Below are 20745 nucleotides of genomic sequence, written 5' to 3'. Positions count from 1 at the left end.
ATCCATGCCGATGAACCTGGTGCACCGCAAACTCTGCAGTTCCGCGTTGTGGGCGAAAGCCGTCGCCGCCGAGATGCCGGGCAACGTCGCCGGCTTCGATCTCGGCGATTCGGTACTCGAGATCGGCCCCGGTTACGGCGCCACCACCCGGGCACTCGCCCGGCTCGTCCCCCGGCTCACCGCCATCGAGATCGACGAGACGTCGGCGGAGCTGCTCAAGCGGGAGTTCGACGGCCGCGTGCGGATCGTCCAGGGAGACGGCGCCGCGATGCCCTTCGAGGACGGCGAATTCTCGGCCGTCGTGTGCTTCACGATGCTGCACCACGTGCCGACGACAGCGTTGCAGGACGCGATCTTCGCCGAAGCGTTCCGTGTCCTTCGCCCCGGCGGCGTCCTGCGTGCGATCGACAGCCTGGCGAACGCGCCGTTCCGGCTCCTCCACCTCGGCGACACCATGAACGCGCTCGACCCGGTTTCGGTCTGGCCCCGGCTCACCGGCGCCGGCTTCACCGACATCGAGGTCGACCACGTCCCGAAGCGCTCCGTGCGGTTCTCCGCCCGGAAGCCCGCTGATCGCGTTTAGCGGGCTGAACGCGCTCTGTCAGCCGCGGGCGAGCACCAGGGGGACGAGCTGTTCGGCCGGGGTCAGCGAGCCGTGCTGACCGACCAAAGAGGACTCGACGGCCTCGGCAAGTTCCCGCACGAGCCCGAAACGCCCCTTCGACGCGGCGACGACGTCGCCGATGCGCGGCCGGACACGTTCGGAGACCGGCCCGAACCAGCCCGCCTCGACGGCCTCGTCGCGCGAAAGGATCCACGCCCGGTCACCGATCACTTCGCGCCAGGCCGCGAGCACGTCGGCCTCGGCACCCGGCTCGCTGTAGACGTGCCGCGCCCGGACCTCGCCCCCGATGGCCCGGACGCCGCCGAGCAGCGCGGGGGTGTCGTCGATGTCGAGCGCGCCCTCGACGGTCACCATGCCGTGATCGGCCACGACCGCGAGCAGCGCACCGGAGGGCAAACCGTCCACAATCGACTCGACCAGCCTGTCGACGTGGCGCAGCTGCATCCGCCACGGCGACGAACCCGGTCCGTAGACGTGGCCGAGCATGTCGAGTTCGCTGTGATAGCCCCAGCAGAACGCGGGCCGCGTCTGGAGGCACTGCAGGATGCACGCCGCCAGGTCGCCGAGGGCGTGGACACCGACGTACCGGCCGCCGGACTGGGTCGCGCGGGTGAGCGCCGTGTCGGCGAACTTCGCGGACGAGACCACGCTGGTGGTGATGCCCGCGGCCGCCGCGCGCTCGAACGTCGTCGGCAGGGGCTGCACCTCGCGCGGCGGCAGCTTCCCCCGGAGGTCGCCGCCGTCCTCGTGGCTGGTCCAGCGCAACGCGTTCAGGACGCCCGCACCCGGGACCTCGAAGCTGTAGCCGATCAGCCCGTGCTCCCCCGAGGCCAGCCCCGTGCCGATCGCGCCGAGCCCGGCCGCGGTCGTCGACGGGAAGCCGACCCGCAGCGGCGACTTCGCCAGCTGCGTGAGCACGGGCGCGTCGGCGGCGTGTTCGGCGAGCAGTTCCCAGCCGAGGCCGTCGATGAGCAGGACACACGCGCCGTCCGCCTCGGCGAGGCTCAGCGAGTTGGCGAACTCGGCGGCACCGAGGGCGGAGAGAACGGACGGGACGACTTGGCCGAGGTGCGGCACTTGCGCCGCGACAGGCAGTTCCACCCGGACAGCTTGCCATCCCGGCTCGCGAAAGAAGATGGGATAATGCGGCTATGCCGACTTACGCCTACCGCTGCCGCGAGTGCGCCGGGACCTTCGAACTGCTGCGGCCGATGAGCGAGTCCGGCGCGCCCGCGCCGTGCCCGGAGGGCCACCAGGACACCGTCAAGCTCCTGACGACCGTCGCGCTGACCGGATCGGCCTCCGGTCCGGCCCCTGTTCCCGCAGGTGGGGGCGGCGGCTGCTGCGGAGGCGGTTGCTGCGGCTGAACCACCCGATCGGGTGGGTGTACGTGTGACGAACTAATCATCGGGTACCCCCCTTCCACCAGTCTGGAACCTCCAGTGGTGGAAGGGAGCAAGTCCAGTGGCCACATCAGCACTGGCGGCCGTCGATTTCGGTCAAGGCGTGTCCAGCGCCTGGAGTTCGGTCGCCACCTTCGTCCCCAAACTGCTCGCGTTCCTGGTCATCCTGTTCATCGGCTGGCTGATCGCCAAGGCGCTCGCCAAGGCCGTGAGCATGGTGCTCGAAAAGGTCGGGTTCAACCGCCTCATCGACCGAGGCGGCTTCAAACAGATGCTGGCGCGAAGCCAGTTCGACGCGTCGAACATCATCAGCAAGATCGTCTACTACGCGATCCTGCTGATCGCCCTGCAGTTCGCGTTCGGCGTGTTCGGTCCGAACCCGGTGAGCTCGCTGCTCAACGAGATCGTCGCCTGGCTGCCGCGCGCCATCGTCGCGATCGTCATCGTGGTGATCGCCGGTGCGATCGCCAAGGCGGTCAAGGACCTGGTCGGCAACGCGCTGAGCGGCGTTTCCTACGGCAAGGTGCTCGCCACCATCGCCTCGGTGTTCATCTGGGGTCTCGGCGCGATCGCCGCGCTGAACCAGATCGGGGTGGCCACCGCGGTCACGCTGCCGGTGCTGATCACCGTGCTCGCCACGATCGGCGGCATCGCCGTCGTCGGTGTCGGCGGTGGCCTGATCAAGCCGATGCAGCAGCGCTGGGAGACCTGGCTCGGCCGGGCCGAGGCGGAGATCCCCGCCGCGAAGGCGCAGGCCGAGGCCTATCAGCGAGGCCGGGAGGACGCCCGTCGTTCGGGTGACGTGCCGACCGAGCAGACGACCGTCCACCAGCCGGTTTCCGCCGGGCACCACGCCGCGGACCCGGCGAGGACGCAGCAGGCCGGTGGCGGAATGCAGACCGGTGGCGCTACGCCCGCCCCGCACCAGCAGTTCCCGCCGAGCCAGGGCCAGGTGCCTCCGCACCAGGATCCCGGCCAGCGGCCCCCCGGCGGGTCAATGCCCCCTCCGCCGGAGTACCGCTGACCTAGAACGGGAACGGGTAGGGTGTCCGGCCGCCCTATCCGTTCCCGGTCGGCTGCGGTCGCCTGTCGTCCATCGTGGCGGCCAGCGAACACACGCCGACCAGACGGGCGGTCAGCCAATCGCTGGTGTTCCAGGCCGTCAGATCGGCTGGGGCACGAAACGTCCAGCCCTTGGTCCTGGCCTCGTCGAGCAGGCCTCGCGTGTACCCCGCGAGAAGCACCACCCCGGCGACAGCCGCCGAACCTTCGACCCCCGCCGCGAGGATGTCCCGCACCGCGGCGGAGTGCTGATCGAAGACAGCCGACAGCCCGGGAAGGGCCGCCGCCGCGGCGAGTCCGGCGACGCCGATCTGCTCGTGGAGCCGCGAAAGCGTGCTACGAGCCGAAGATTCCACCCAGGACGAAACCAGATCTTTCACCCGACCAGGTTAGCTACGCGGGACGATTTGTCGACATCCTCGTGACTACGATCTCGCTCAGCAGGCCTTGAGCGCCTGGTCGAGGTCGTGCCACAGGTCCTCGACGTCCTCCAATCCCACCGACATCCGGATGAGCCGGTCGGTGACGCCCGCGCCGCGCCGGTCGTCCTCGGCGACGATCCGGTGGCTGATCGACGCGGGATGCTGGATGAGCGAGTCCACACTGCCGAGGCTGACGGCCGGGGTGATCAGCCGGACCGCGCCGATGAGCGCGTGCGGATCACCGTCGACCTCGAACGCGATCAGCGGACCGCCGAGGCTCGGGTAGTGCACCGCGGCGACGTTCGCGTGCCCCCGCAGCCGCTCGACGAGCTCGGCGGCTGTCGTGGACGCGGCGTTGACCCGCAGCGGCAGGGTCGAAAGGCCGCGAAGCAGCATGTACCCGGCCAGCGGGTGCAGCACGCCGCCGGTGGCGAAGCGGATCTGCCGCAGCATCCCCGCGTCCTCGGCACCGCAGGCGATGACGCCGCCCATGACGTCGCCATGGCCGCCGAGGAACTTGGTCGCGCTGTGCAGGACGAACCGGGCGCCGTGCCGTCCCGGGCGCTGGAGGACCGGTGTCGCGAAGGTGTTGTCGACCAGCACCGGGACCTCACCCGCGGCGCGGACGATCTCCGCGATGTCGACTTCGCGCAGGGTCGGGTTCGCGGGTGTTTCGAGCAGCACCAGACCGGTGTCGGGACGCAGCGCCGAGGCGACCCCTTCCGGATCGGCCCAGGTCACCTCGGTGCCGAGCAGACCGGACGTGAGCATGTGATCGGTGCAGCCGTATACCGGGCGGACGGCGACGATATGCCGTTTGCCTCGCGCGACGGCCACGAGCAGCGAAGCCGACACCGCGGCCATGCCGGTGGCGAACGCGACGGCGTCGTCGAAACCTTCGAGTTCGGCCAGCGCCTTCTCGAACCTTTCGACGGTCGGGTTGCTCAGCCGCCCGTAGACCGGCAGGCCCGACAGCGCGCCTGTGGCGGCGAACTCGTCGATGCGGCCGGCCTCCTCGACGCTGTCCCGTGACGGGTAGGTCGTGGACAGATCGAGCGGAGCGGCGTGGACGCCGAGGTCCGTGAGATCGTCACGGCCGGCGTGGACGGCTCGGGTGCGCAGCGTTGCGGTCATACTCCAGATGGTGCGATTTTCTCCGGATCATCCGCAATATTCTCGGATATCATTCGCCGATGTCGGATTCTGTCGAACTGAGCACGGTTGATCTTCGTATTCTGCGGCTGCTGCAGAACGACGCCCGGATCTCGAACAAGGATCTGGCCGCCGCGGTCGGCATCGCACCCTCGACCTGCCTCGACCGCGTCAACCGGCTTCGCGAGACCGGCGTGATCATCGGCCAGCGCGCGGAGGTGGACGCCGCCAAACTCGGCCGCCCCCTCGAAGCGCTCTTGTTCGTCCAGGTCCGCCCGCACCGGCGGGCGCTGGTGGACTCGTTCGTCGAGCATCTGCTCGCCCTGCCCGAGGTCCGCGCCGTCTACCACCTGACCGGCCCGGACGACTTCCTCGCGCACGTCGCCACCGCGTCCGCGACCGAACTGCAGCGGCTGGTGCTCGACGAGCTGACCGCCCGTGACGAGGTCGCCAGGGTCCACACGAACCTGGTCTTCCAGCACTGGAGCGGGGGACCTTTGCTCCCGCCCGGCTGAGCCGGATCGCCAGGGACGTCCGAAGCGCAGGTCAGTCGATGCGGACCTTGAACGGATGCGTGACGTCGGCCGGGCAGGTGAAGACGTTCAGCACGCCCCGCGCTCCGAACGACCAGCCCGCCGGTCCGTCCTCGGCGACCTCGCAGCCGCAGCCGACCTCGTGTTCCTCCGTGGCCAGCGCGATCGTCTGCCGCAGCTCCGCGCCGCACTCACGGCAGCCCAGGTCGGTGCGGTCGGTCGCGGACCAGGCCGTCCAGCCGCCGATCTTCGAGTACTGCCCCAGCTCCGGCCAGCCCTCCGGATCGTCGCCCGCGCCTTCGGGGATGCCGAGCGCGGCACGGGTCTCCGCCGGGAAGTCGCAGAGCCGGGGCAGCTCGTCGATCGAGCACGGCTCGAACACACAGGGCCGCGGCAGGTATCCGGCCTCGGCGCCACCGGGAGCCGGTGGTGGATCCGCGATGTCCCCCACCTCACCGGAGTCGCGCCACACCAGCCGGACCGCGGGCCCCTGGTGGTACGGGCTGTCGTGCGTCAGCGGGCAGAGCAGGATCTGCAGGACGTCGGCGCCCTCCGGGAACTGCAGCTCCGGGAAGTCGTCCCGGAAGAGCTGCGCCGCGCTGACCATCACCGGGACCGGGCCGTCGAGCGGATGCCCGCCGTTCCAGGCGTCGTCGGAGGCGTCCGGATCGGGTGGCCAGGTCACCGGGCACTCCGGCCACGGTTCGTCCGACGGCCAGAGCAGCGGGCCGCCGAAGTGGCTCTCGTCCGGACCGGGTTCGCCCGGCGCGGGGTGCAGGCGAATCGCGGTCCGGACCAGGTCGTTCAGGCCGGGGATCGGTACCCCGTCGTAAGTCAGCTGACGCACCCCGGCGAGCTTAGAGGTCCGGCAGCGGATCTTCAGGTTTCGCCACGTCCCGCATGATCTCCGCGTCGGCGGCGTGCACGACCGGGATGTACTCGTCGTCGATCTCGTAGTCGATGCCGTTGAACTTGAACCACGGGACGGTGGCGGTGTCGACCGGCCCGATCCGCTGGTTGCGCAGCGTCGTCGAGACGACGCTTTTCGGCGTGTTCCGGCTCAGGTATCCGGTCGTCATGATCGTGATCGACTTGCGGGTCACCGCGAAGAACACGCTGGGATTGGCACTGCCGAAGATGTCGGCTGGGAACACGTAGTGGAGCTCGTCGTCCGGATCGAGAAATTCCTTGATCCGCTTCCTGACCCCCGAGGAAACCGGCATACGTCCAAGCTACCGGCCACTCACCCCCAACGTCCCGATTCCTTCATGGACACGCTCGGCGGCCCGCCGAATAATCGCTCATGGACGGGTCGACGCAGGTACACGGGCGATGAGGTGCCCGACCGATGTCTCGTGAGGGGTAATGAGGGTTATTTGAGGGGTATGTCAAATATGGCGTGATCGGCTCGCTGCCCGGCGGCAGACGAGGACCTGCCCGCTGAGGCGGGGGCGCGTCGCGCGACTGTCCACAAGGGGCACCTTCCAGGGACTCGATTGTCCGATTGATGGCCCTATGTGCGGTTCCGCGTGGGGTCGTGAGTGGCGATTCGGTTAACACCCCACATTGCCACACACCACCCCCGCCCGCAACCGCACAAACCACCCAAGTCGGACAGACTTCTTCGGAAAAGTGTCCCTTGTGGACGCTGGGGCGCGGCCCGGCTTCCGTCAGCTCCGGGTGAGGGGAACTTTGAGGGACTCTGAGTCCCCCAAGGAGTCCTTCACGGCCCGGCCGCTACCGGCCACTCACGAGGACCTACCTGGCCGAGTAGTCCTTGAAGCCCTTCCCCGTCTTCCGCCCGAGCCGCCCCGCCGTCACGAGGTGCTCCAGCAGCGGCGCGGGCGCGAAGCCCTCTTCCCGGAACTCGTTGAACAGCGTCCGCTGGATCGCCAGCGAGACGTCCAGCCCGACGACGTCGAGCAGTTCGAACGGGCCCATCGGCAGTCCGCAGCCCACCTTCATCGCGGTGTCGATGTCGTCGGCCTCGGCGTAGTGCGCCTCGAGCATCTTCACCGCGTCGTTGAGATACGGGAACAGCAGCGCGTTCACGATGAACCCGGCCCGATCGCCGCAGTGCACGGGGTGCTTGCCCACCGCCGCGCAAACGGCGTCCACGGTCGCGACGACGTCCGGCGCGGTGGCGATCGTCGAGACGACCTCGACGAGTTTCATCACCGGCGCCGGGTTGAAGAAGTGCACGCCGACCACGTCCGAAGGCCGCGAGGTGGCGGCCGCGCATTCGATCACGGGCAACGACGACGTGGTCGTCGCCAAAACCGCGCCCGGCTTCACGACGTCGTCGAGCGCGGCGAAGACGGCCTGCTTGACGGCCAGATCCTCGGCCACCGCCTCGACGACGAGGTCGACGTCGGCCAATTCGTCGAAGTCCACCGCGGGCGAGATCCGGCCGAGCGCGGCGGCGGCGTCCGCTTCGGACAGTTTGCCCTTGACGACGGCCTTGTCCAGAGACTTCTTAACCCGCGCGACCGACGCGGCGGCCTTCTCCGCGCTTCGCGCCCGCAGGATGACTTCGTAACCGCGTTTCGCGAACACCTCGACGATGCCTGTCGCCATGGTCCCGGTCCCGACGACACCGACCTTGCGCACCTCTCGCGGCGCCACTGTGTCCACTGTGGACGCCGTAATCGCGTCGGTCACGGTCGGCGAATCGGGTTCGTCGTAGGTGTAGAAACCCTGCCCCGTCTTCCGGCCAAGCAGACCCGCGGTGATCATCTGCTTCAGCAGCGGCGCCGGCGCGTGGAGCCGGTTGCGCGACTGGTGGTACATCGTGTCGAGGATCTCGTACGCGGTGTCCAGCCCGATGAGATCGAGCAACGCCAAGGGCCCCATGGGATATCCGCAGCCGAATCGCATCGCGGCGTCGAGATCCTCACGTGTGGCGTAGCGCTGTTCGTACATCCGCACGGCGTGGTTGAGATACCCGAAAAGGAGGGCGTTCGCGATGAACCCGGCGCGGTCGCCGATCACCACCGGCGTCTTGCCGAGCCGTTCGGCGAACGCGACGACGTCGGTGACGACGTCGGGCTCGGTGACCACCGTCCGGACGATCTCGACCAGCTTGAGGATCGGTGCCGGGTTGAAGAAGTGCATCCCGACGACCTTGCCCGGCCGCGCGGTGTGCACGCCGATCTCGGTGATCGACAACGAAGAGGTGTTGGACACGAAGATCGTGTCCGGGCCGGTGATCTTGTCCAGCGCCGCGAAAACGTCGGTTTTGGCTTCGAGGTTCTCCGGGATCGCCTCGATCACCAAGTCCACATCGGACAGTTCTGACAGCGACGTCGTGTACCGGATCCGGTCCAGCAGCGCGCTCCGGCCGTCGGCGTCGAGCTTGCCGCCGGACACCGCCCGTTCGGTCGAATGCTCCAGATGACCCCGGCCCCGGTTCACCCCGTCGTCGTCGATCTCCACCGCGACCACGGACACACCGCTTCGCGCGAGCACCTCGGCGATCCCGGCACCCATGGTGCCGAGACCGATGACTCCCACACTCGAGATTTCCCGCGCCACAACCGGCCTCCGGAGGTTACTCGCTGGTAATTTCTCCGATCGTGCCATGCCGGGGCGCGGAAAGCAGCGGCTGTCACCCTCCTAATCGAGTAAGTGTCACTCGCGGACGAGGTCGGACCGGGGTCTTTCCCCCGCATGCGACGCGCGGAAGGGACCGTTCACGACCGCCCCGTGGGTACATGAAGGCCCCTACGCCTTACCTGCACGAGGGTGGTGGTTCCGCGGGCATCGTTGCCCGGTGTCACAGCTTGATCAACGGAAGATCCGGGACACTCAACGTCCCCAATCCTCCGTCGATCAAGCTCGTACCCATCACGACCTGCGGACCGGCAATCGAGCGGGGAAGATTCCGGACGTCCAACGGCCGGAATCTTCCCCACCCGAACAGACGAGCCTTGTACTTGGGTCGCCGCGGAGGCCTTCACGGCACGGGACCCTCAGCTCACTCGCCGAAGTTCTGGTCGACGAGGTCCTTGACCTTGGTGAGCGCTTCTTCGGCCTGCGCTCCCCGCGCGCGGACCTCGATCCGGTCGCCCTGACGTGCGCCGAGGGCCATCAGCGCGAGCACGCTGTTGGCGTCCGCGGTCTCCTCGCCGAGCCGCACGGTGACCTCGGCGTCCAGCCCCGCGATGCTCCGGACCAGTACCGCGGCGGGCCGCGCGTGCAATCCGACGTCGTTCCGCAGCGTGAGTTCGACGCTGCTCTCGCCGTCCTGCGCGCCGCTGTCGAACGTCAGATCCGGCGGCGCGCCAGCCGAAGCGGCGGCTTCGGCGACGGCCTTGCGGTCCGCGCCGCCCTGCGCCGCGACGGCCGCGGCGATCGCGCCCTCGACGAGCGGAGCGTCCACGACGACCGCCGCCGACGGATCTGCCAGCGACTCGACGGCGAGGTCCGCTGTCATCTGCGCGCTGCCGAGGTCGTACAGCAGGACGACGCCCGCGCCGGAATCGGCACGCTGCGTCGCCGCGACGACCTCGTCGTAATCCGTGCCGATTCCGCCTTCCGACAGCCCGCCGGCCGCCGCGATGGTGACGTCCGGCGCCATCTGCGCGGCGAGTTCGGCGAGCCCTTCGGCGAGTTTGGCGCTGTGGGAGACCAGCACGATTCCGACGCTCACTTGGCGGCCTCCGCGAAGGCTCGCAGCAGCAGCGCCGTCGAACGGGCGCCGGGATCCATATGCCCCTTCGCGCGCTCGCCGAGATAGGACGCGCGCCCCTTGCGCGGAACGAGGTCCACAGTGGACTCGGCGCCCTTGTCGGCGGCATCGGCCGCGGCGGTCAGGATCGCCGCGATATCCGAATCGGCCGCCTCCTCGGCGGCGGACACGGCGGGGATCAGCGCGTCGACCATGGTCGCGTCCCCGCCGACGGCCTTGCCGCGCGCCTGCACTCCTTCGAGCGCCGCGCGCAGCGCCTCGACGAGCAGACGGCCGTCCACTTCGGCCGCGTCGCCCAGCTTGACCGACGCGCGCAGGAAAGCCGTGCCATACAACGGCCCCGCCGCCCCGCCGACCTTTGAGATCAAGGTCGTGGCGGCGAGTTTCGCGACCGCCGCCGGGGTTTCGGGCGTCGCGGTGTCCAAAGCGGACACGATCGCGGCGAACCCCCGGTCCATGTTCTCACCGTGGTCGGCGTCGCCGATGGCACGGTCGAGGTCGATCAGTTCGACCCGATGCTCGGCGATCACCGCGGCCGCCGCCCGCAAGGCGGCGGCGAGCGTCTCGGCGGTGCAGGACTCACCTTTGGCACCCCTCATCTCAGACTCCCCACCTCAGTGCCGGGGTGTGCACCGGCGCGTCCCACAACTCGGTCAGCTCGTCGTCCAGTTTCAGCAAAGTCAGGCTCATCCCCTGCATCTCGAGACTGGTGATGTACGGCCCCACCAGGCGCCGTTCGACCACGATCCCACGCTCGGCCAGCAGCCGCTCGGCGATCCCGTGCGCCAGATACAGCTCGACCAGCGGGGTGCCGCCCATCGAGTTCGTGAACAGCAGGACCTTGTCGCCCTCGGTGAACGGCAGGTCCGTCACCACCGCTTCGACCATGCGCGCGACGAGTTCGTCGGCCGTCACCACGGCTGTCCGCTCGATACCGGGTTCGCCGTGGATCCCGATGCCGAACTCGATCTCGTCGTCGGCGAGGTCGAAACTCGGCTCGCCCGCGTGCGGCACGGTCGGCGCGGTGAGCGCGACGCCGATCGAGCGGACCTGGCCGATCACCTTGCGCGCCAGGGCCTCCACCGCGTCGAGCGAGTCGCCGCGTTCGGCGGCGGCGCCGGTGATCTTCTCCAGCAGCACCGTTCCGCCGACACCGCGGCGACCGGCGGTGTAGGTCGAGTCCTTGACCGCGACGTCGTCGTCGATGACCACGCTGCGCACGTCCAGCCCCTCGGCGGCCGCGAGTTCCGCGGCGGTCTCGAAGTTGAGCACGTCCCCGGTGTAGTTCTTCACGATCAGCAGGGCGCCCGCGTCCCCGGTGGTGGCCTTGACCGCGGCCTCGACGGCGTCCGGTGTCGGCGAGGTGAACACCGCGCCGGGCACGGCGGCGGTCAACATGCCCCGCCCGACGAAGCCGCCGTGCAGGGGTTCGTGTCCGGAACCGCCGCCGGAGATCACCGCGACCCTGTTCGCCACGGGTGCGTCCACCCGCACCACGATCGCGGGATCGTCCGCCACCCGCAGGACGTCCGCGTGCGCCGCGGCGAGTCCGCGCAAGGATTCCGCGACCACCGTCTTCGGGTCGTTGATGATCTTCTTCAAAGTGGCCTCCGACACGTCGGCGGGTGGGGTGTCCCCTTCCTACCGCCCGCGGCCGGATGCCGCCAGCACCTAGGGCTTCGGCAGCTTGGAGAGCACCGATTTGGCGACCTTGGCCGCCTTCTCGCAGGACGCCGCTTCGTCCTTCTTCTCGTCATAGTTCTTGTAGATCACGCCGACGATCTCGACGTCTTCGTCGACCCACGGCTTGTGCTGCCACTCGATCTTGCACTCGGCCGAACTGACGGTACCCGCCTTCTGGTACACGGGGACGCCGTCGATCTCGATCTTCTTGGTCCCGTCGCGTTCCTCGGGCGGCAGGCCGGTGCGGAAACCGATGGAGATCCGCGGGTTGGAGCCCGGGGTCCAGTCGCAGCTGTGGAAGCTGGTCAGCGTGGTGGCGCCATGCGGCACGACTTCGCCGAGAACGGCGGCGTCGGCGGCGGTGCACGGATCGACGGCTGTCAGCGTGCCCGCGCTGGACGGGTACTTCGCGGGCGACGAGTGCAGGCTCTTCACGGCCTTCGCGGCCACCGCGCGAGCGGCAGCGCATGGATCACCGCCGTCGTAGGTGACCGAGAAGCCGACCCCGCGCTCCGGCTTGCGCAGCGTCATGATGCCGACGTCGCAGCTCTTGCCGTCCTTGCTCTTCCGCTCCACCTGCGGCAGCCCCTCGACCGCCGTCACGGTCACACCTTGGCTGGAGCTGTAGACCGACGCGCCGATATCGACGCTGACCGAGAGCTGCTTGCCGCCGGCGTCGGTCACCTTCGCCCGGCAGGAGCCGAACGACGTCGACGACGGCCGCGGGTCCTCCGGGGTGCCGAGGCTGCTCAGCACCTCCTTGCCCACCAGCGGGCACGGGTCGATCGTGCGCATCACCGCGGGGGTGACCGCCGGATCGTTGATGTCCCCGCTCGGCACCTCACCGCCGGAACCGGCTTCGGCGGCGACGGTGGTACGGGCGAAGTTGGACTTGCCGAGGTTCTGTCCGCAGGCCGACAGCGCGCCGAGCGCGGCGACCAGGGCCAGCGCGGACGCGATCCGGCGACGTCGAGCGTTGAGCAGCACGACGTGCACGGTAGCCGGACCGCCTCTCCGCTGTCCGGACAACCCGGCTATTCGCCGCCCTCGCCGGTTTCCGGTGTGGGCGGCACCACGATGGGCCGCAGTTTCGCCCACAGCATGAACAGCGCCGCGAACACCAGCATGCCGATGCCCGCCCACAGGTTGATGTTGACGTCGGCGGCCTTGGCGCGCTCCTCGGCGGTGGTGAACCAGATGCCCATGATCGTGAGCACCAGGCCGTAGCCGCCGATGAGCAGGGCGATGATCAGCCGGATGTCGAAGACGCCGGCCTTCTTGGGAGCTTGGGAAGCAGCCATCTCCGGCCTCCTAGAAGATGATGTTGAGCGCGATGGTCAGGATCAGCACGATGCCGGCGAGCAGGCCCGGCTTGCGGTACCAGCCCGCGTCGTCGCCGGTTTCGTCGTGCTTCAGCGACTCCTTCGGGGTGAGGGAGTAGACGAGGCCGACCAACTGGGCCTCCGGCTTCGGCGCGGTGGCGAGCGAGACCCCGACGCTGACCGCGATGTCGACGACGAACGCCGTACCGGCGGCCACGAAACTGATGCCCTGCCCGGTGAGCCCGAGGACCCCGGCCTGCGACAGCAGCCACACGGTGATCGCGGAGGCGGTACCGGACACCAGGCCGACCCAGCCCGCCGTCGGCGTCATCCGCTTCCAGAACATACCGAGGATGAAGGTGGCGAACAGCGGTGCGTTGAAGAAGGAGAACAGGTCCTGCAGGTAGGTCAGGATGTTCCCGGAGTTCGACGCGATGAACGCGGTGCCGATCGCGAGCACGGTGCCGATGGCGGTGACCATGCGGCCGAGACGGAGGTAGTAGCCGTCCGACTCGTTCTTCTTCACGTACGACTGCCAGATGTCGTAGGTGAAGACCGTGTTGAAGGAACTCAGGTTCGCGGCCATACCGGCCATGAAGGACGCGAGCAGACCGGCGAGCGCGACGCCGAGCATGCCGTTGGGCAGCAGGTCGCGCATCAGCAGCAGGATCGCGTTGTTCGCGGTGACCCCGCTGGGCGCGTCGCCGCCTTCGAGCAGGACCTGCTTGTCCTGGACGTACTCGGACACGGTGACCGCGGCGATCATGCCGGGGATGATGACGATGAACGGCACCAGCATCTTCGGGAAAGCGCCGATGATCGGCGTCCGCCGCGCGGCCGACATGCTCTTCGACGCCATGGCCCGCTGGACCTCGACGAAGTTCGTCGTCCAGTAACCGAAGGACAGCACGAAACCGAGGCCGAACACGAGGCCGAGTACCGACAGGAAGCTGTTGCCGAAGCCGGTGAGGTTGTCACCCGGCCACGAGTGCAGCTGCGCCTCGCCGCCGGGGCTGGCGGTGACCTTGTCGACCAGACCCTGCCAGCCACCGACCTTCACCAGGCCGACGATGGTCAGCGGCAGCAGCGCCGCGACGATCACGAAGAACTGCAGGACCTCGTTGTAGATCGCGGCGGAAAGGCCGCCGAGCGCGGTGTAGGAGAGCACGACCGCGGCCGCGACGATGATCGACACCCACAGCGGCCAGCCGAGCAGGAGGTTCACCACGCTGGCGAGCAGGAACAGGTTCGCGCCCGCGATCAGGATCTGCGCGCTCGCGAAGCTGATGCCGTTGACCAGGTGCGCGGGTTTGCCGAACCGGCGGAGCATGAACTCCGGGACACTGCGGACCTTCGAGCCGTAATAGAACGGCATCATCACGATGCCGAGGAACAGCATCGCCGGGATCGCGCCGATCCAGAAGTAATGGACGGTCGGCAGGCCGTAGAGCACGCCGTTGGCCGACATGCCCATGATCTCGACCGCACCGAGGTTGGCCGAGATGAAGGCGAGACCGGTGACCCAAGCGGGCAGTGAGCGGCCGGAGAGGAAGAAGTCCAGGCTGCTCGAGACCGACCTTCGCGCCATGTACCCGATGCCGAGTACCAGTGCGAAATAGAAGGCGAGCAGGACGTAGTCGATAGGACTTGCGTCCAGCCGCAGGTTCGCATCGGCCAGCACGTGCAACCGACCCACCTCCATAGTGAAAATGTCCACGAGAAACGCCGGTAACGCGTCAATCGCGGACCATACTGCATGGATTCAGGAGCGGCAGCGTGGGAGGGTGAGGTCTGCCCGGATGTGTCCGATCGGGCAGTTTTCATGACAATTCTTGTCCGATGGAGCGAGAAAGGGCCGCTCCGGCTTTCGCCAGGAACGGCCCTTCCCCGCGACCGGTGGGGGTTTACCGGTCCGTTGGCAGGCCGACTTCGCCGTCCTCCTTGATCAATCGGGCGAGGACGTCATCCGGCAGGTACGTGCGATGCGGGTAGCCCGGACCCCACGAGTTGAGGAACGGGACCGCGCCGAGTTCGTCGGCGCGCGGGTTGCCCAGTACCTCGTGCACCTCCTCGACGCTCTTCGCCCAGCGGAAGGCCTGGATGCCGTTCTTCACGTCGGGCGTGTAGGCGGCCCGCTTGACGTGGTCGTCGTCGGCGTAGCTCTCCGACCACGGGACATGGCCGAGTTCGAGCAGCACCTCGGCCGCCGCGCGGACGGACGTGCCGTTGTTGTCCCCGGGGTTGGTCTCGTCCCATTCGTCGCGCAGCTTCGCCTGATCCCACAGCCAGCGCGCGGCGTAGAGCTCGTTGTTGAACATCGTCATGCAGCGCGACCAGCCGAATCCGACGCAGGCACCCTCTCTGCCCTGGTCGTAGAAGGCGTACTGGGTCTCGCCGTCGGTCGATTCGCCGGGTTCGAGACAGACGCAGTGCCCACCGCGGATCCGGGTGAGCGATTTCGCGCCGCCCTTCGCGACGAAGAACTCGCCGGACTTCTCGTCCTTTTCCGGCACGTCGAATTCCTTGTACCAGTTGACGCCGATGACGACCGGTGACCGGGTGGGCCGGTCCTCGGTGGCCAGCGCGGTCAGCGGATAGCGCTCGACGTGACGCCAGTCGTCCGGGATGAACCGGCCGAGGCGATCATCCGCCGGCTCGTTGCCGATCGGGCGATAACGCATGGGATCCTCCTATCCCTCATCCCACCGGAATACCGCCGGCGAGTTCACTGCGGCACAACCTTTTCCAGAAACCGCCGCGCGGCCTCCCGCCCGCTTTCGAAGAGGCGCTTCTTCTCCTCTTCGCCGAGCCCGAAGTCGACGGCGGAAACACCGGTCGTATCGACGTACACCGTCCGCCGGTTCACACCTTCCTCGTGCAAGCGGTAACGATTCCAGTCCGACATCAGGGTTTCGAGCGAACTGATGGCGATCCGCAACGCACTCTTCACCGGTTTGTCCCGGCCGCCGACCGGTTCCCCGGAAAGCTTCACACCCCAGGTCGGCCAGCGCGCGGGCTTCGAGTCGGTCCGGTCGAAGACGGTGATCGGGAAGTTCGACAGCAGACCGCCGTCGACCCAGGTGACCGACCCCTCGGGGCGGACGTCGAACTGCACCGGCCGGAAGTAGAACGGAATGGACATCGAGGCGCGGACGGCGTCGACGATCTTTTCCGCACCGGGATCGCGGCCGTACTGGGAATAATCCCAAGGCAACCGGACGAGCACGCGGCGGGTCAGGTCGCTGACGTGCACGACCAGGGAATACCGTTGGTACGAAAGCAAAGTACCTTCGGGATCGTCGATGGCGAGATCGGCGAAGGTACGCACGCCGACCTCGTCCAGCAACGGCGTGAGCCATTCGGCGAGATAGTCACCGGTGTGCATCCCGTCGTGCAGGAGCAGATCGACACCGTCGCCGATCGGGCCGGTGACCTTGTCGAGCAGGGACTGATCCTGGAACCGGCGGCAGTCCATGTCGTTCATCACCGCTTCGAGCCCGCCGAGATCCTTCCCGGCCTTCTGATAAGCGGCGACCAGTGTCGCGACGATCGCGCCGGCGCTCGTCCCGGCGACCCGGGGGAACGAGTAACCGGCTTCGTGCAACTCCAGCACCGCGCCCAGCAACCCGATACCTTTGACGCCGCCGCCTTCCAGCACCAGATCGACGTGCTTCGGAGAATCAGCCATGTCCATCACCCCTGCACCCCGCGACCACCGAATTTCGGCGGTTCCCCTCGCGGAAATCGAGTGTGACACAGCGCATGACCGGCGATTCCGGCATTCACCCGAATGACCCAGAAATAGCTGCTTCTTTTGCCGGTCGATTCGAGTTCGTTAATTTCCAGCGCACTTTCGGGCATTACGTGGCGTCCGAAAGAATGCAGATACAGGGTCAAGGACTCGATTCGATATCGGCCTTTCAACGCCCCTGCCCGCCACGCATGCAGCCCCCTCTGGCCCCCAAGTCCGGTGTGTCCGTGAAGGCCTCCTTCCCTACTCTCAAGGTAGGGAAGGAGGCCTTCACGGACTTCCTGGCGAAGGTGGCGTGTTCGGGACGGATGGTGGCCCGGGTGACGTCACACCGCACTCGCGTGCTTGAGCACGCGTGTTCAGTCCTCTGGACGGGGGGGGCGGGGGACGTCAGAAGAGGCGGAACTCGTCCGACTCGATGCCGCGCAGCGCGTCGTAGTCCAGCGTGAGGCACCGGATCCCCCGGTCCTCGGCCAGCACTCGCGCCTGCGGCTTGATGATCTGCGCCGCGAAGACGCCCTGCACCGGTGCCAGCAGCGGGTCGCGGTTGAGCAGTTCGAGGTACCGCGTCAACTGCTCGACACCGTCGATCTCGCCGCGCCGCTTGATCTCCACGGCGACGCTGGCGCCGTCGGCGTCACGCGCCATGATGTCGACCGGCCCGATCGCGGTCGGGAACTCCCGCCGGACCAGGGTGTAGCCCTCGCCGAGGGTCTTGATGTGCTCGGCGAGCAGTTCCTGCAGATGCGCCTCGACGCCGTCCTTCTGCAGGCCCGGTTCCGCGCCGAGTTCCTGGGCGTGGTCGTGGAAGATCTCGTCGATGGTGATGACGAGCTTCTCCCCCTGCTTGTTCTCGACGATCCACAGCTTGCCGTCCTCGATCAGCCAGCACGGCGGGCTCATCCAGTTCAGCGGCTTGTAGGCACGGTCGTCCGAGTGCACGGACACCGAACCGTCGGCCTTCACGAGCAGCAGCCGCGTGGCCATCGGCAGATGGGCGGTCAGACGGCCGGCGTAGTCGACCTGGCAACGAGCGATCACTAGGCGCACCCCGCGAGGGTAGGACAAGCGTCGCCATACTGGTCGCATGGACCCCGTTCAGCGTGTCAGCTCGCGTGAGGTGTACCGGAACAACTGGATGACCGTGCGCGAAGACGCCATCAGGCGGCTCGATGGTTCCGAAGGGATCTACGCCGTCGTCGACAAACCCACCTGTGCCGTGGTGATCCCCTTCGACGGCGCCCGGTTTCACCTGGTCGAGCAGTTCCGCTACCCGCTGGGCCAGCGGCGCTGGGAGTTCCCCATGGGCACCGCCCCCGACCTCGCCGACATCCCGCCGCTCGAACTCGCCGCCCGCGAACTGCGCGAGGAGACCGGGCTGATCGCGGGGTCGATGACCGACCTCGGCCGTACCGACATCGCCCCCGGTATTTCGAGCCAGCGCGGTCGCGTGTTCCTCGCCACGGATCTCACGCAGGGTGAAGCCCAGCGCGAGGTCGAAGAGCAGGACATGCGGACGGCGTGGTTCGAGCGCGACGAGTTCGAGAAGATGATCGCTTCGGGTGACATCACCGACGCGCAGACGCTGGCCGCTTACACGCTCCTGCTGCTGCGCGAACGCTCCTGACCCCGCTCACGCGCGCGGGTTCAGTCCGGCCAGACCGGGGAGCGCTTCTCCAGGAAGGCCGCCATCCCCTCACGCGCCCCGGGCAGCTGTGACGCCGAAGCCATCACTTCCAGCGCCAGCGCGTAGGCGTCGGCCTCGGGCCGGTCCAGCTGCGCGTAAAGCGTCTGTTTCCCGATCGCCTTGCTCGCCCTGCTACCTCGCGTAGCGCGCTTCAGCAAGGAAGCGACGGCGTCGTCCAGCGAGTCGTCCGCGACGACGTGGTTCACCAGGCCCCAGTCCAGCGCGGTCGCCGCGTCGACGACGTCGCCGGTGAGTGCCAGCTCCATCAGCCGTTTCCGCCCGATCGAGCGGGCCACCGGTACCGCGGGGGTGTGGCAGAACCAGCCGCCCTTGCCACCCGGCAGGGCGAACCCGGCGGACTCGGCGGCGACGGCGAGGTCGCAGGAGGCCACCAGCTGGCAGCCGGCGGCGGTCGCGAGGCCGTGCACCCGCGCGACGACGACCTGCGGCACCGACTGCATCGTGCGCATCAGGTCCGTGCACAGCCGCAGCAGCTCGCGCACGCCTGTCAGGTCGCGTGCGGCGACGTCGCCGAAGTCGTGTCCCGCCGAGAACACCGGTCCGGCGCCCGCCAGGACGATGCCGGTGGCGTCGGTCCGCCCGGTCTCGCGGAACGCCGCGAGGAGTTCGGCGAGATGGTCCGCCGACAGCGAGTTCCGCCGCGCGGCGCGGTTCATGGTGATGGTGACGGTGTCGCCGTCCCGCTTCACGAGGATGTGCTCGTACTCGGCCATGCTTCGACGGTAACCGACCGGAACGTCCGGCGATACGAATCGGGTGCGACGCCGACGTCGGCCCGCAGCCGTCGCCGCAGGTTGGCGGCGGTGCCGAGGCCGGACCGCTGCGCGACCCGCTCGACCGGGAGTTCGGTCGTCTCCAGCAACCGCCGCGCGAGCCGGACCCGCTGCGCACGCAGCCAGCGCCCCGGCGTGACGCCGGTGGCCGCCGCGAACTCGCGGTGGAAGGTCCGCTCGCTCAACCCGGCGTGCCCCGCGAGGTCGTCGACGCCGATGTCGTCGGCGATCCGCTCGAGTGCCCAGTCCATTGTGGACGACAGACTCGGCCGTGCTGGCTTGGGCGGCAACGGATTGTCGACATACTGCCGCTGTCCGCCTTCCCTCGCGGGCGGCATCACCAGCCGCCGGGCGAGCGCGGACGCGACCTCGGCGCCGTGATCGCGTCGCACCAGGTGCAGGCAGAGATCCAAGCCGCCGACGACACCGGCGGACGTCAGCACGTCACCCTCGTCGGTGAACAGGACGTCCCGCTGGACGACGGCGTCGTGAGCGGCGGTTTCGAGGTCGTCCAGCAGCCGCCAGTGCGTGGTGACCGATCGGCCGTCGAGCAGCCCGGCCGCGGCCAGGGTGAAGGCGCCGGAACACAGCGACGCCACGGTGATCCCGTTCCGGTGCGCCTTGCGCAGCGCGGCGACGGCGGCCGCGGGCACCTCGGCGTGCGGATCGACCCGGCCGGGTACGAGGACGAGATCGCAGCCGTCGAGCCCGCTGAGCCCATGGGTCGCCTCGATCTGGCCGAACGGGCGAGTGGCGACCGTCGCACGGCTCGGCGAACACAGCCGGACCTCGAAAGGGCCGACGCCGCTGTCGGTCCGGTCCACGCCCCAGACCTCGCCGATCACGCCGAGGTCGAAGGACCGGCTGCCCGGCAGGAGGAGCACACCCACGGTTCGCATGGCAGAAAAGTACCGCATCGCGCGTCTTCTGCCACTTCCCGCCGGTCGACGGAAGCACGAAACTCGAAGCCATGACCACTGAAACCAAGGCCCTGCTCGTGATCGACGTCCAGCGCGGCTTCGACGAGCCGGTCTGGGGACCGCGCGACAACCCCGGCGCGGAAGCCAACATCAAGGCGCTCGTCGACGCCTGGCAGGAACGGGGGCTGCCGATCGTGCTGGTGCACCACGACTCCGTCAAACCCGGCTCGCCGCTGCGGCCGGGACAGGAGGGCAACCACTTCAAGCCCGAACTCGACGGCGTCCGCGCGGATCTCGTGTTCGGCAAGAAGGTCAACTCGGCCTTCCACGGCGACATCGACCTCGACGGCTGGCTGAAGACACGCGGCATCACCTCGTTCGTCCTCGCCGGCATCCAGACGAACTTCTGCTGCGAAACCACCGCGCGGGTCGGCGGGAACCTCGGCTACGACGTCACTTTCGCCCTCGACGCCACCTTCACCTTCGACCTCGCCGGGCCGGACGGCAGCGTCCTGACCGCCGCCGAGCTGTCGAAGGCGACCGCGACGAACCTGCACGGCGGCGGGTTCGCCACGGTCACCTCGACGAAGGAGATCCTCGGGAGCCTCTGAGACCTCCGGAGCGGGTGGGCCGGGTTGGTCGTGAGTGGCGATTCGGGGTCTAAACCCAATAGCCACACAACACCCGCGGTAACCAACCGC

The 20745-nt window shown here is 68.4% G+C and carries 24 protein-coding genes; 6 read left to right on the top strand and 18 right to left on the bottom strand.

Translation table 11 applies throughout. The features are described 5' to 3' along the window. Positions 1 to 10 precede the first annotated feature (10 nt). Entirely contained in the window at positions 11 to 583 is a 573-nt protein-coding gene (locus tag ACZ5ZX_RS07585) for a class I SAM-dependent methyltransferase (RefSeq protein WP_465501626.1), read from the top strand. An 18-nt stretch (positions 584 to 601) separates the two neighbouring features. Here the strand turns inward: ACZ5ZX_RS07585 and ACZ5ZX_RS07580 are convergent, their stop codons facing one another. Then, positions 602 to 1726, bottom strand: a complete 1125-nt coding sequence (locus ACZ5ZX_RS07580) for an alkaline phosphatase family protein (RefSeq protein ID WP_465501194.1) — start codon at positions 1724 to 1726, stop codon at positions 602 to 604. A gap of 50 nt (positions 1727 to 1776) precedes the next feature. Between ACZ5ZX_RS07580 and ACZ5ZX_RS07575 the strand changes: the two genes are divergently transcribed. Both ACZ5ZX_RS07575 and ACZ5ZX_RS07570 read left to right on the top strand, forming a co-directional pair. Continuing rightward, positions 1777 to 1992 carry an FmdB family zinc ribbon protein gene (locus ACZ5ZX_RS07575; RefSeq protein WP_184894857.1) on the top strand — a complete coding sequence of 72 codons (216 nt, stop codon included), beginning with the start codon at positions 1777 to 1779 and terminating at the stop codon, positions 1990 to 1992. 97 nt (positions 1993 to 2089) lie between these two features. After that, positions 2090 to 3052: a mechanosensitive ion channel family protein gene (locus tag ACZ5ZX_RS07570; protein ID WP_465501193.1), complete on the top strand. Its 963-nt coding sequence runs from the start codon at positions 2090 to 2092 to the stop codon at positions 3050 to 3052. Positions 3053 to 3086: 34 nt separating this feature from the next. Here ACZ5ZX_RS07570 and ACZ5ZX_RS07565 read toward each other — a convergent pair whose 3' ends face one another. Together ACZ5ZX_RS07565 and ACZ5ZX_RS07560 are read right to left on the bottom strand one after the other, a co-directional pair. Continuing rightward, positions 3087 to 3470, bottom strand: a complete 384-nt coding sequence (locus ACZ5ZX_RS07565; protein ID WP_465501192.1) for a DUF6401 family natural product biosynthesis protein — start codon at positions 3468 to 3470, stop codon at positions 3087 to 3089. A 57-nt stretch (positions 3471 to 3527) separates the two neighbouring features. Further along, positions 3528 to 4646, bottom strand: coding sequence for a trans-sulfuration enzyme family protein (locus ACZ5ZX_RS07560; RefSeq protein ID WP_465501191.1), 1119 nt, complete (start codon positions 4644 to 4646; stop codon positions 3528 to 3530). A 59-nt stretch (positions 4647 to 4705) separates the two neighbouring features. Here ACZ5ZX_RS07560 and ACZ5ZX_RS07555 point away from each other — a divergent pair, with 59 nt between their 5' ends. Then, positions 4706 to 5179: an Lrp/AsnC family transcriptional regulator gene (locus ACZ5ZX_RS07555; protein ID WP_061982398.1), complete on the top strand. Its 474-nt coding sequence runs from the start codon at positions 4706 to 4708 to the stop codon at positions 5177 to 5179. Between the two features lie 31 nt (positions 5180 to 5210). Here the strand turns inward: ACZ5ZX_RS07555 and ACZ5ZX_RS07550 are convergent, their stop codons facing one another. The 13 genes from ACZ5ZX_RS07550 to nucS all read right to left on the bottom strand — a co-directional run bounded on the left by ACZ5ZX_RS07550 (position 5211) and on the right by nucS (position 17693). Beyond that, positions 5211 to 6044 carry a YwqG family protein gene (locus ACZ5ZX_RS07550; protein ID WP_465501190.1) on the bottom strand — a complete coding sequence of 278 codons (834 nt, stop codon included), beginning with the start codon at positions 6042 to 6044 and terminating at the stop codon, positions 5211 to 5213. Between the two features lie 10 nt (positions 6045 to 6054). Further along, positions 6055 to 6420 carry a hypothetical protein gene (locus ACZ5ZX_RS07545; RefSeq protein WP_465501189.1) on the bottom strand — a complete coding sequence of 122 codons (366 nt, stop codon included), beginning with the start codon at positions 6418 to 6420 and terminating at the stop codon, positions 6055 to 6057. Positions 6421 to 6955: 535 nt separating this feature from the next. Beyond that, entirely contained in the window at positions 6956 to 8731 is a 1776-nt protein-coding gene (locus ACZ5ZX_RS07540) for a 3-hydroxyacyl-CoA dehydrogenase family protein (RefSeq protein WP_465501188.1), read from the bottom strand. Positions 8732 to 9173: 442 nt separating this feature from the next. After that, on the bottom strand, positions 9174 to 9848 hold the full coding sequence (gene dhaM / locus ACZ5ZX_RS07535) for a dihydroxyacetone kinase phosphoryl donor subunit DhaM (protein WP_465501187.1): 675 nt from the start codon (positions 9846 to 9848) through the stop codon (positions 9174 to 9176). Then, positions 9845 to 10486 (bottom strand): dihydroxyacetone kinase subunit DhaL, encoded by a 642-nt coding sequence (gene dhaL / locus ACZ5ZX_RS07530; protein WP_465501186.1) that lies wholly within the window; start codon positions 10484 to 10486, stop codon positions 9845 to 9847. The genes dhaM and dhaL overlap by 4 nt, the downstream gene beginning before the upstream one ends. 1 nt (position 10487) lies before the next feature. Next, positions 10488 to 11489, bottom strand: a complete 1002-nt coding sequence (dhaK, locus tag ACZ5ZX_RS07525) for a dihydroxyacetone kinase subunit DhaK (protein ID WP_465501185.1) — start codon at positions 11487 to 11489, stop codon at positions 10488 to 10490. Between the two features lie 69 nt (positions 11490 to 11558). After that, positions 11559 to 12557, bottom strand: a complete 999-nt coding sequence (locus ACZ5ZX_RS07520) for a DUF3558 domain-containing protein (protein WP_465501184.1) — start codon at positions 12555 to 12557, stop codon at positions 11559 to 11561. Positions 12558 to 12604: 47 nt separating this feature from the next. Further along, positions 12605 to 12871 carry a hypothetical protein gene (locus ACZ5ZX_RS07515; protein ID WP_465461399.1) on the bottom strand — a complete coding sequence of 89 codons (267 nt, stop codon included), beginning with the start codon at positions 12869 to 12871 and terminating at the stop codon, positions 12605 to 12607. Between the two features lie 10 nt (positions 12872 to 12881). Further along, on the bottom strand, positions 12882 to 14579 hold the full coding sequence (locus ACZ5ZX_RS07510; protein ID WP_465501625.1) for a sodium:solute symporter family protein: 1698 nt from the start codon (positions 14577 to 14579) through the stop codon (positions 12882 to 12884). A gap of 217 nt (positions 14580 to 14796) precedes the next feature. Beyond that, complete coding sequence (locus ACZ5ZX_RS07505; protein ID WP_465501183.1) at positions 14797 to 15573, bottom strand: hypothetical protein; 777 nt, start codon at positions 15571 to 15573, stop codon at positions 14797 to 14799. Between the two features lie 44 nt (positions 15574 to 15617). Further along, positions 15618 to 16580 carry a patatin-like phospholipase family protein gene (locus tag ACZ5ZX_RS07500; protein ID WP_465501182.1) on the bottom strand — a complete coding sequence of 321 codons (963 nt, stop codon included), beginning with the start codon at positions 16578 to 16580 and terminating at the stop codon, positions 15618 to 15620. A gap of 5 nt (positions 16581 to 16585) precedes the next feature. Beyond that, entirely contained in the window at positions 16586 to 16789 is a 204-nt protein-coding gene (locus ACZ5ZX_RS07495) for a hypothetical protein (RefSeq protein WP_465501181.1), read from the bottom strand. A gap of 244 nt (positions 16790 to 17033) precedes the next feature. Next, on the bottom strand, positions 17034 to 17693 hold the full coding sequence (gene nucS, locus ACZ5ZX_RS07490; protein WP_044852472.1) for an endonuclease NucS: 660 nt from the start codon (positions 17691 to 17693) through the stop codon (positions 17034 to 17036). Positions 17694 to 17730: 37 nt separating this feature from the next. Here nucS and ACZ5ZX_RS07485 point away from each other — a divergent pair, with 37 nt between their 5' ends. Beyond that, the gene (locus ACZ5ZX_RS07485) at positions 17731 to 18270 is read left to right on the top strand and encodes an NUDIX domain-containing protein (protein WP_465501180.1); all 540 of its coding nucleotides are present in this window, start codon (positions 17731 to 17733) and stop codon (positions 18268 to 18270) included. A gap of 20 nt (positions 18271 to 18290) precedes the next feature. On the opposite strand, the gene ACZ5ZX_RS07480 is transcribed toward ACZ5ZX_RS07485, so the two are convergent. Beyond that, positions 18291 to 19064, bottom strand: coding sequence for an enoyl-CoA hydratase-related protein (locus ACZ5ZX_RS07480; RefSeq protein ID WP_465501179.1), 774 nt, complete (start codon positions 19062 to 19064; stop codon positions 18291 to 18293). After that, entirely contained in the window at positions 19037 to 20023 is a 987-nt protein-coding gene (locus ACZ5ZX_RS07475) for a GlxA family transcriptional regulator (protein ID WP_465501178.1), read from the bottom strand. The genes ACZ5ZX_RS07480 and ACZ5ZX_RS07475 overlap by 28 nt, the downstream gene beginning before the upstream one ends. A gap of 71 nt (positions 20024 to 20094) precedes the next feature. Here ACZ5ZX_RS07475 and ACZ5ZX_RS07470 point away from each other — a divergent pair, with 71 nt between their 5' ends. Continuing rightward, entirely contained in the window at positions 20095 to 20655 is a 561-nt protein-coding gene (locus tag ACZ5ZX_RS07470) for a cysteine hydrolase family protein (RefSeq protein ID WP_465501177.1), read from the top strand. The last annotated feature ends 90 nt before the right edge of the window (positions 20656 to 20745 follow it).

It is taken from the genome of Amycolatopsis sp. NPDC033938, from assembly GCF_055575975.1.
Note: the sequence above shows the minus strand (reverse complement) of the source record. Positions and strands in the feature narration are given on the sequence as shown.

Coding starts and splice junctions, on each gene's coding strand:
- ACZ5ZX_RS07585 (WP_465501626.1), top strand. CDS start 11: ATGAACCTGGTGCACCGCAAACTCTGCAGTTCCGCGTTGTGGGCGAAA.
- ACZ5ZX_RS07575 (WP_184894857.1), top strand. CDS start 1,777: ATGCCGACTTACGCCTACCGCTGCCGCGAGTGCGCCGGGACCTTCGAA.
- ACZ5ZX_RS07560 (WP_465501191.1), bottom strand. CDS start 4,646: ATGACCGCAACGCTGCGCACCCGAGCCGTCCACGCCGGCCGTGACGAT.
- ACZ5ZX_RS07555 (WP_061982398.1), top strand. CDS start 4,706: ATGTCGGATTCTGTCGAACTGAGCACGGTTGATCTTCGTATTCTGCGG.
- ACZ5ZX_RS07545 (WP_465501189.1), bottom strand. CDS start 6,420: ATGCCGGTTTCCTCGGGGGTCAGGAAGCGGATCAAGGAATTTCTCGAT.
- dhaL (WP_465501186.1), bottom strand. CDS start 10,486: ATGAGGGGTGCCAAAGGTGAGTCCTGCACCGCCGAGACGCTCGCCGCC.
- ACZ5ZX_RS07515 (WP_465461399.1), bottom strand. CDS start 12,871: ATGGCTGCTTCCCAAGCTCCCAAGAAGGCCGGCGTCTTCGACATCCGG.
- ACZ5ZX_RS07505 (WP_465501183.1), bottom strand. CDS start 15,573: ATGCGTTATCGCCCGATCGGCAACGAGCCGGCGGATGATCGCCTCGGC.
- ACZ5ZX_RS07500 (WP_465501182.1), bottom strand. CDS start 16,580: ATGGCTGATTCTCCGAAGCACGTCGATCTGGTGCTGGAAGGCGGCGGC.
- ACZ5ZX_RS07485 (WP_465501180.1), top strand. CDS start 17,731: ATGGACCCCGTTCAGCGTGTCAGCTCGCGTGAGGTGTACCGGAACAAC.
- ACZ5ZX_RS07480 (WP_465501179.1), bottom strand. CDS start 19,064: ATGGCCGAGTACGAGCACATCCTCGTGAAGCGGGACGGCGACACCGTC.
- ACZ5ZX_RS07475 (WP_465501178.1), bottom strand. CDS start 20,023: ATGCGAACCGTGGGTGTGCTCCTCCTGCCGGGCAGCCGGTCCTTCGAC.
- ACZ5ZX_RS07470 (WP_465501177.1), top strand. CDS start 20,095: ATGACCACTGAAACCAAGGCCCTGCTCGTGATCGACGTCCAGCGCGGC.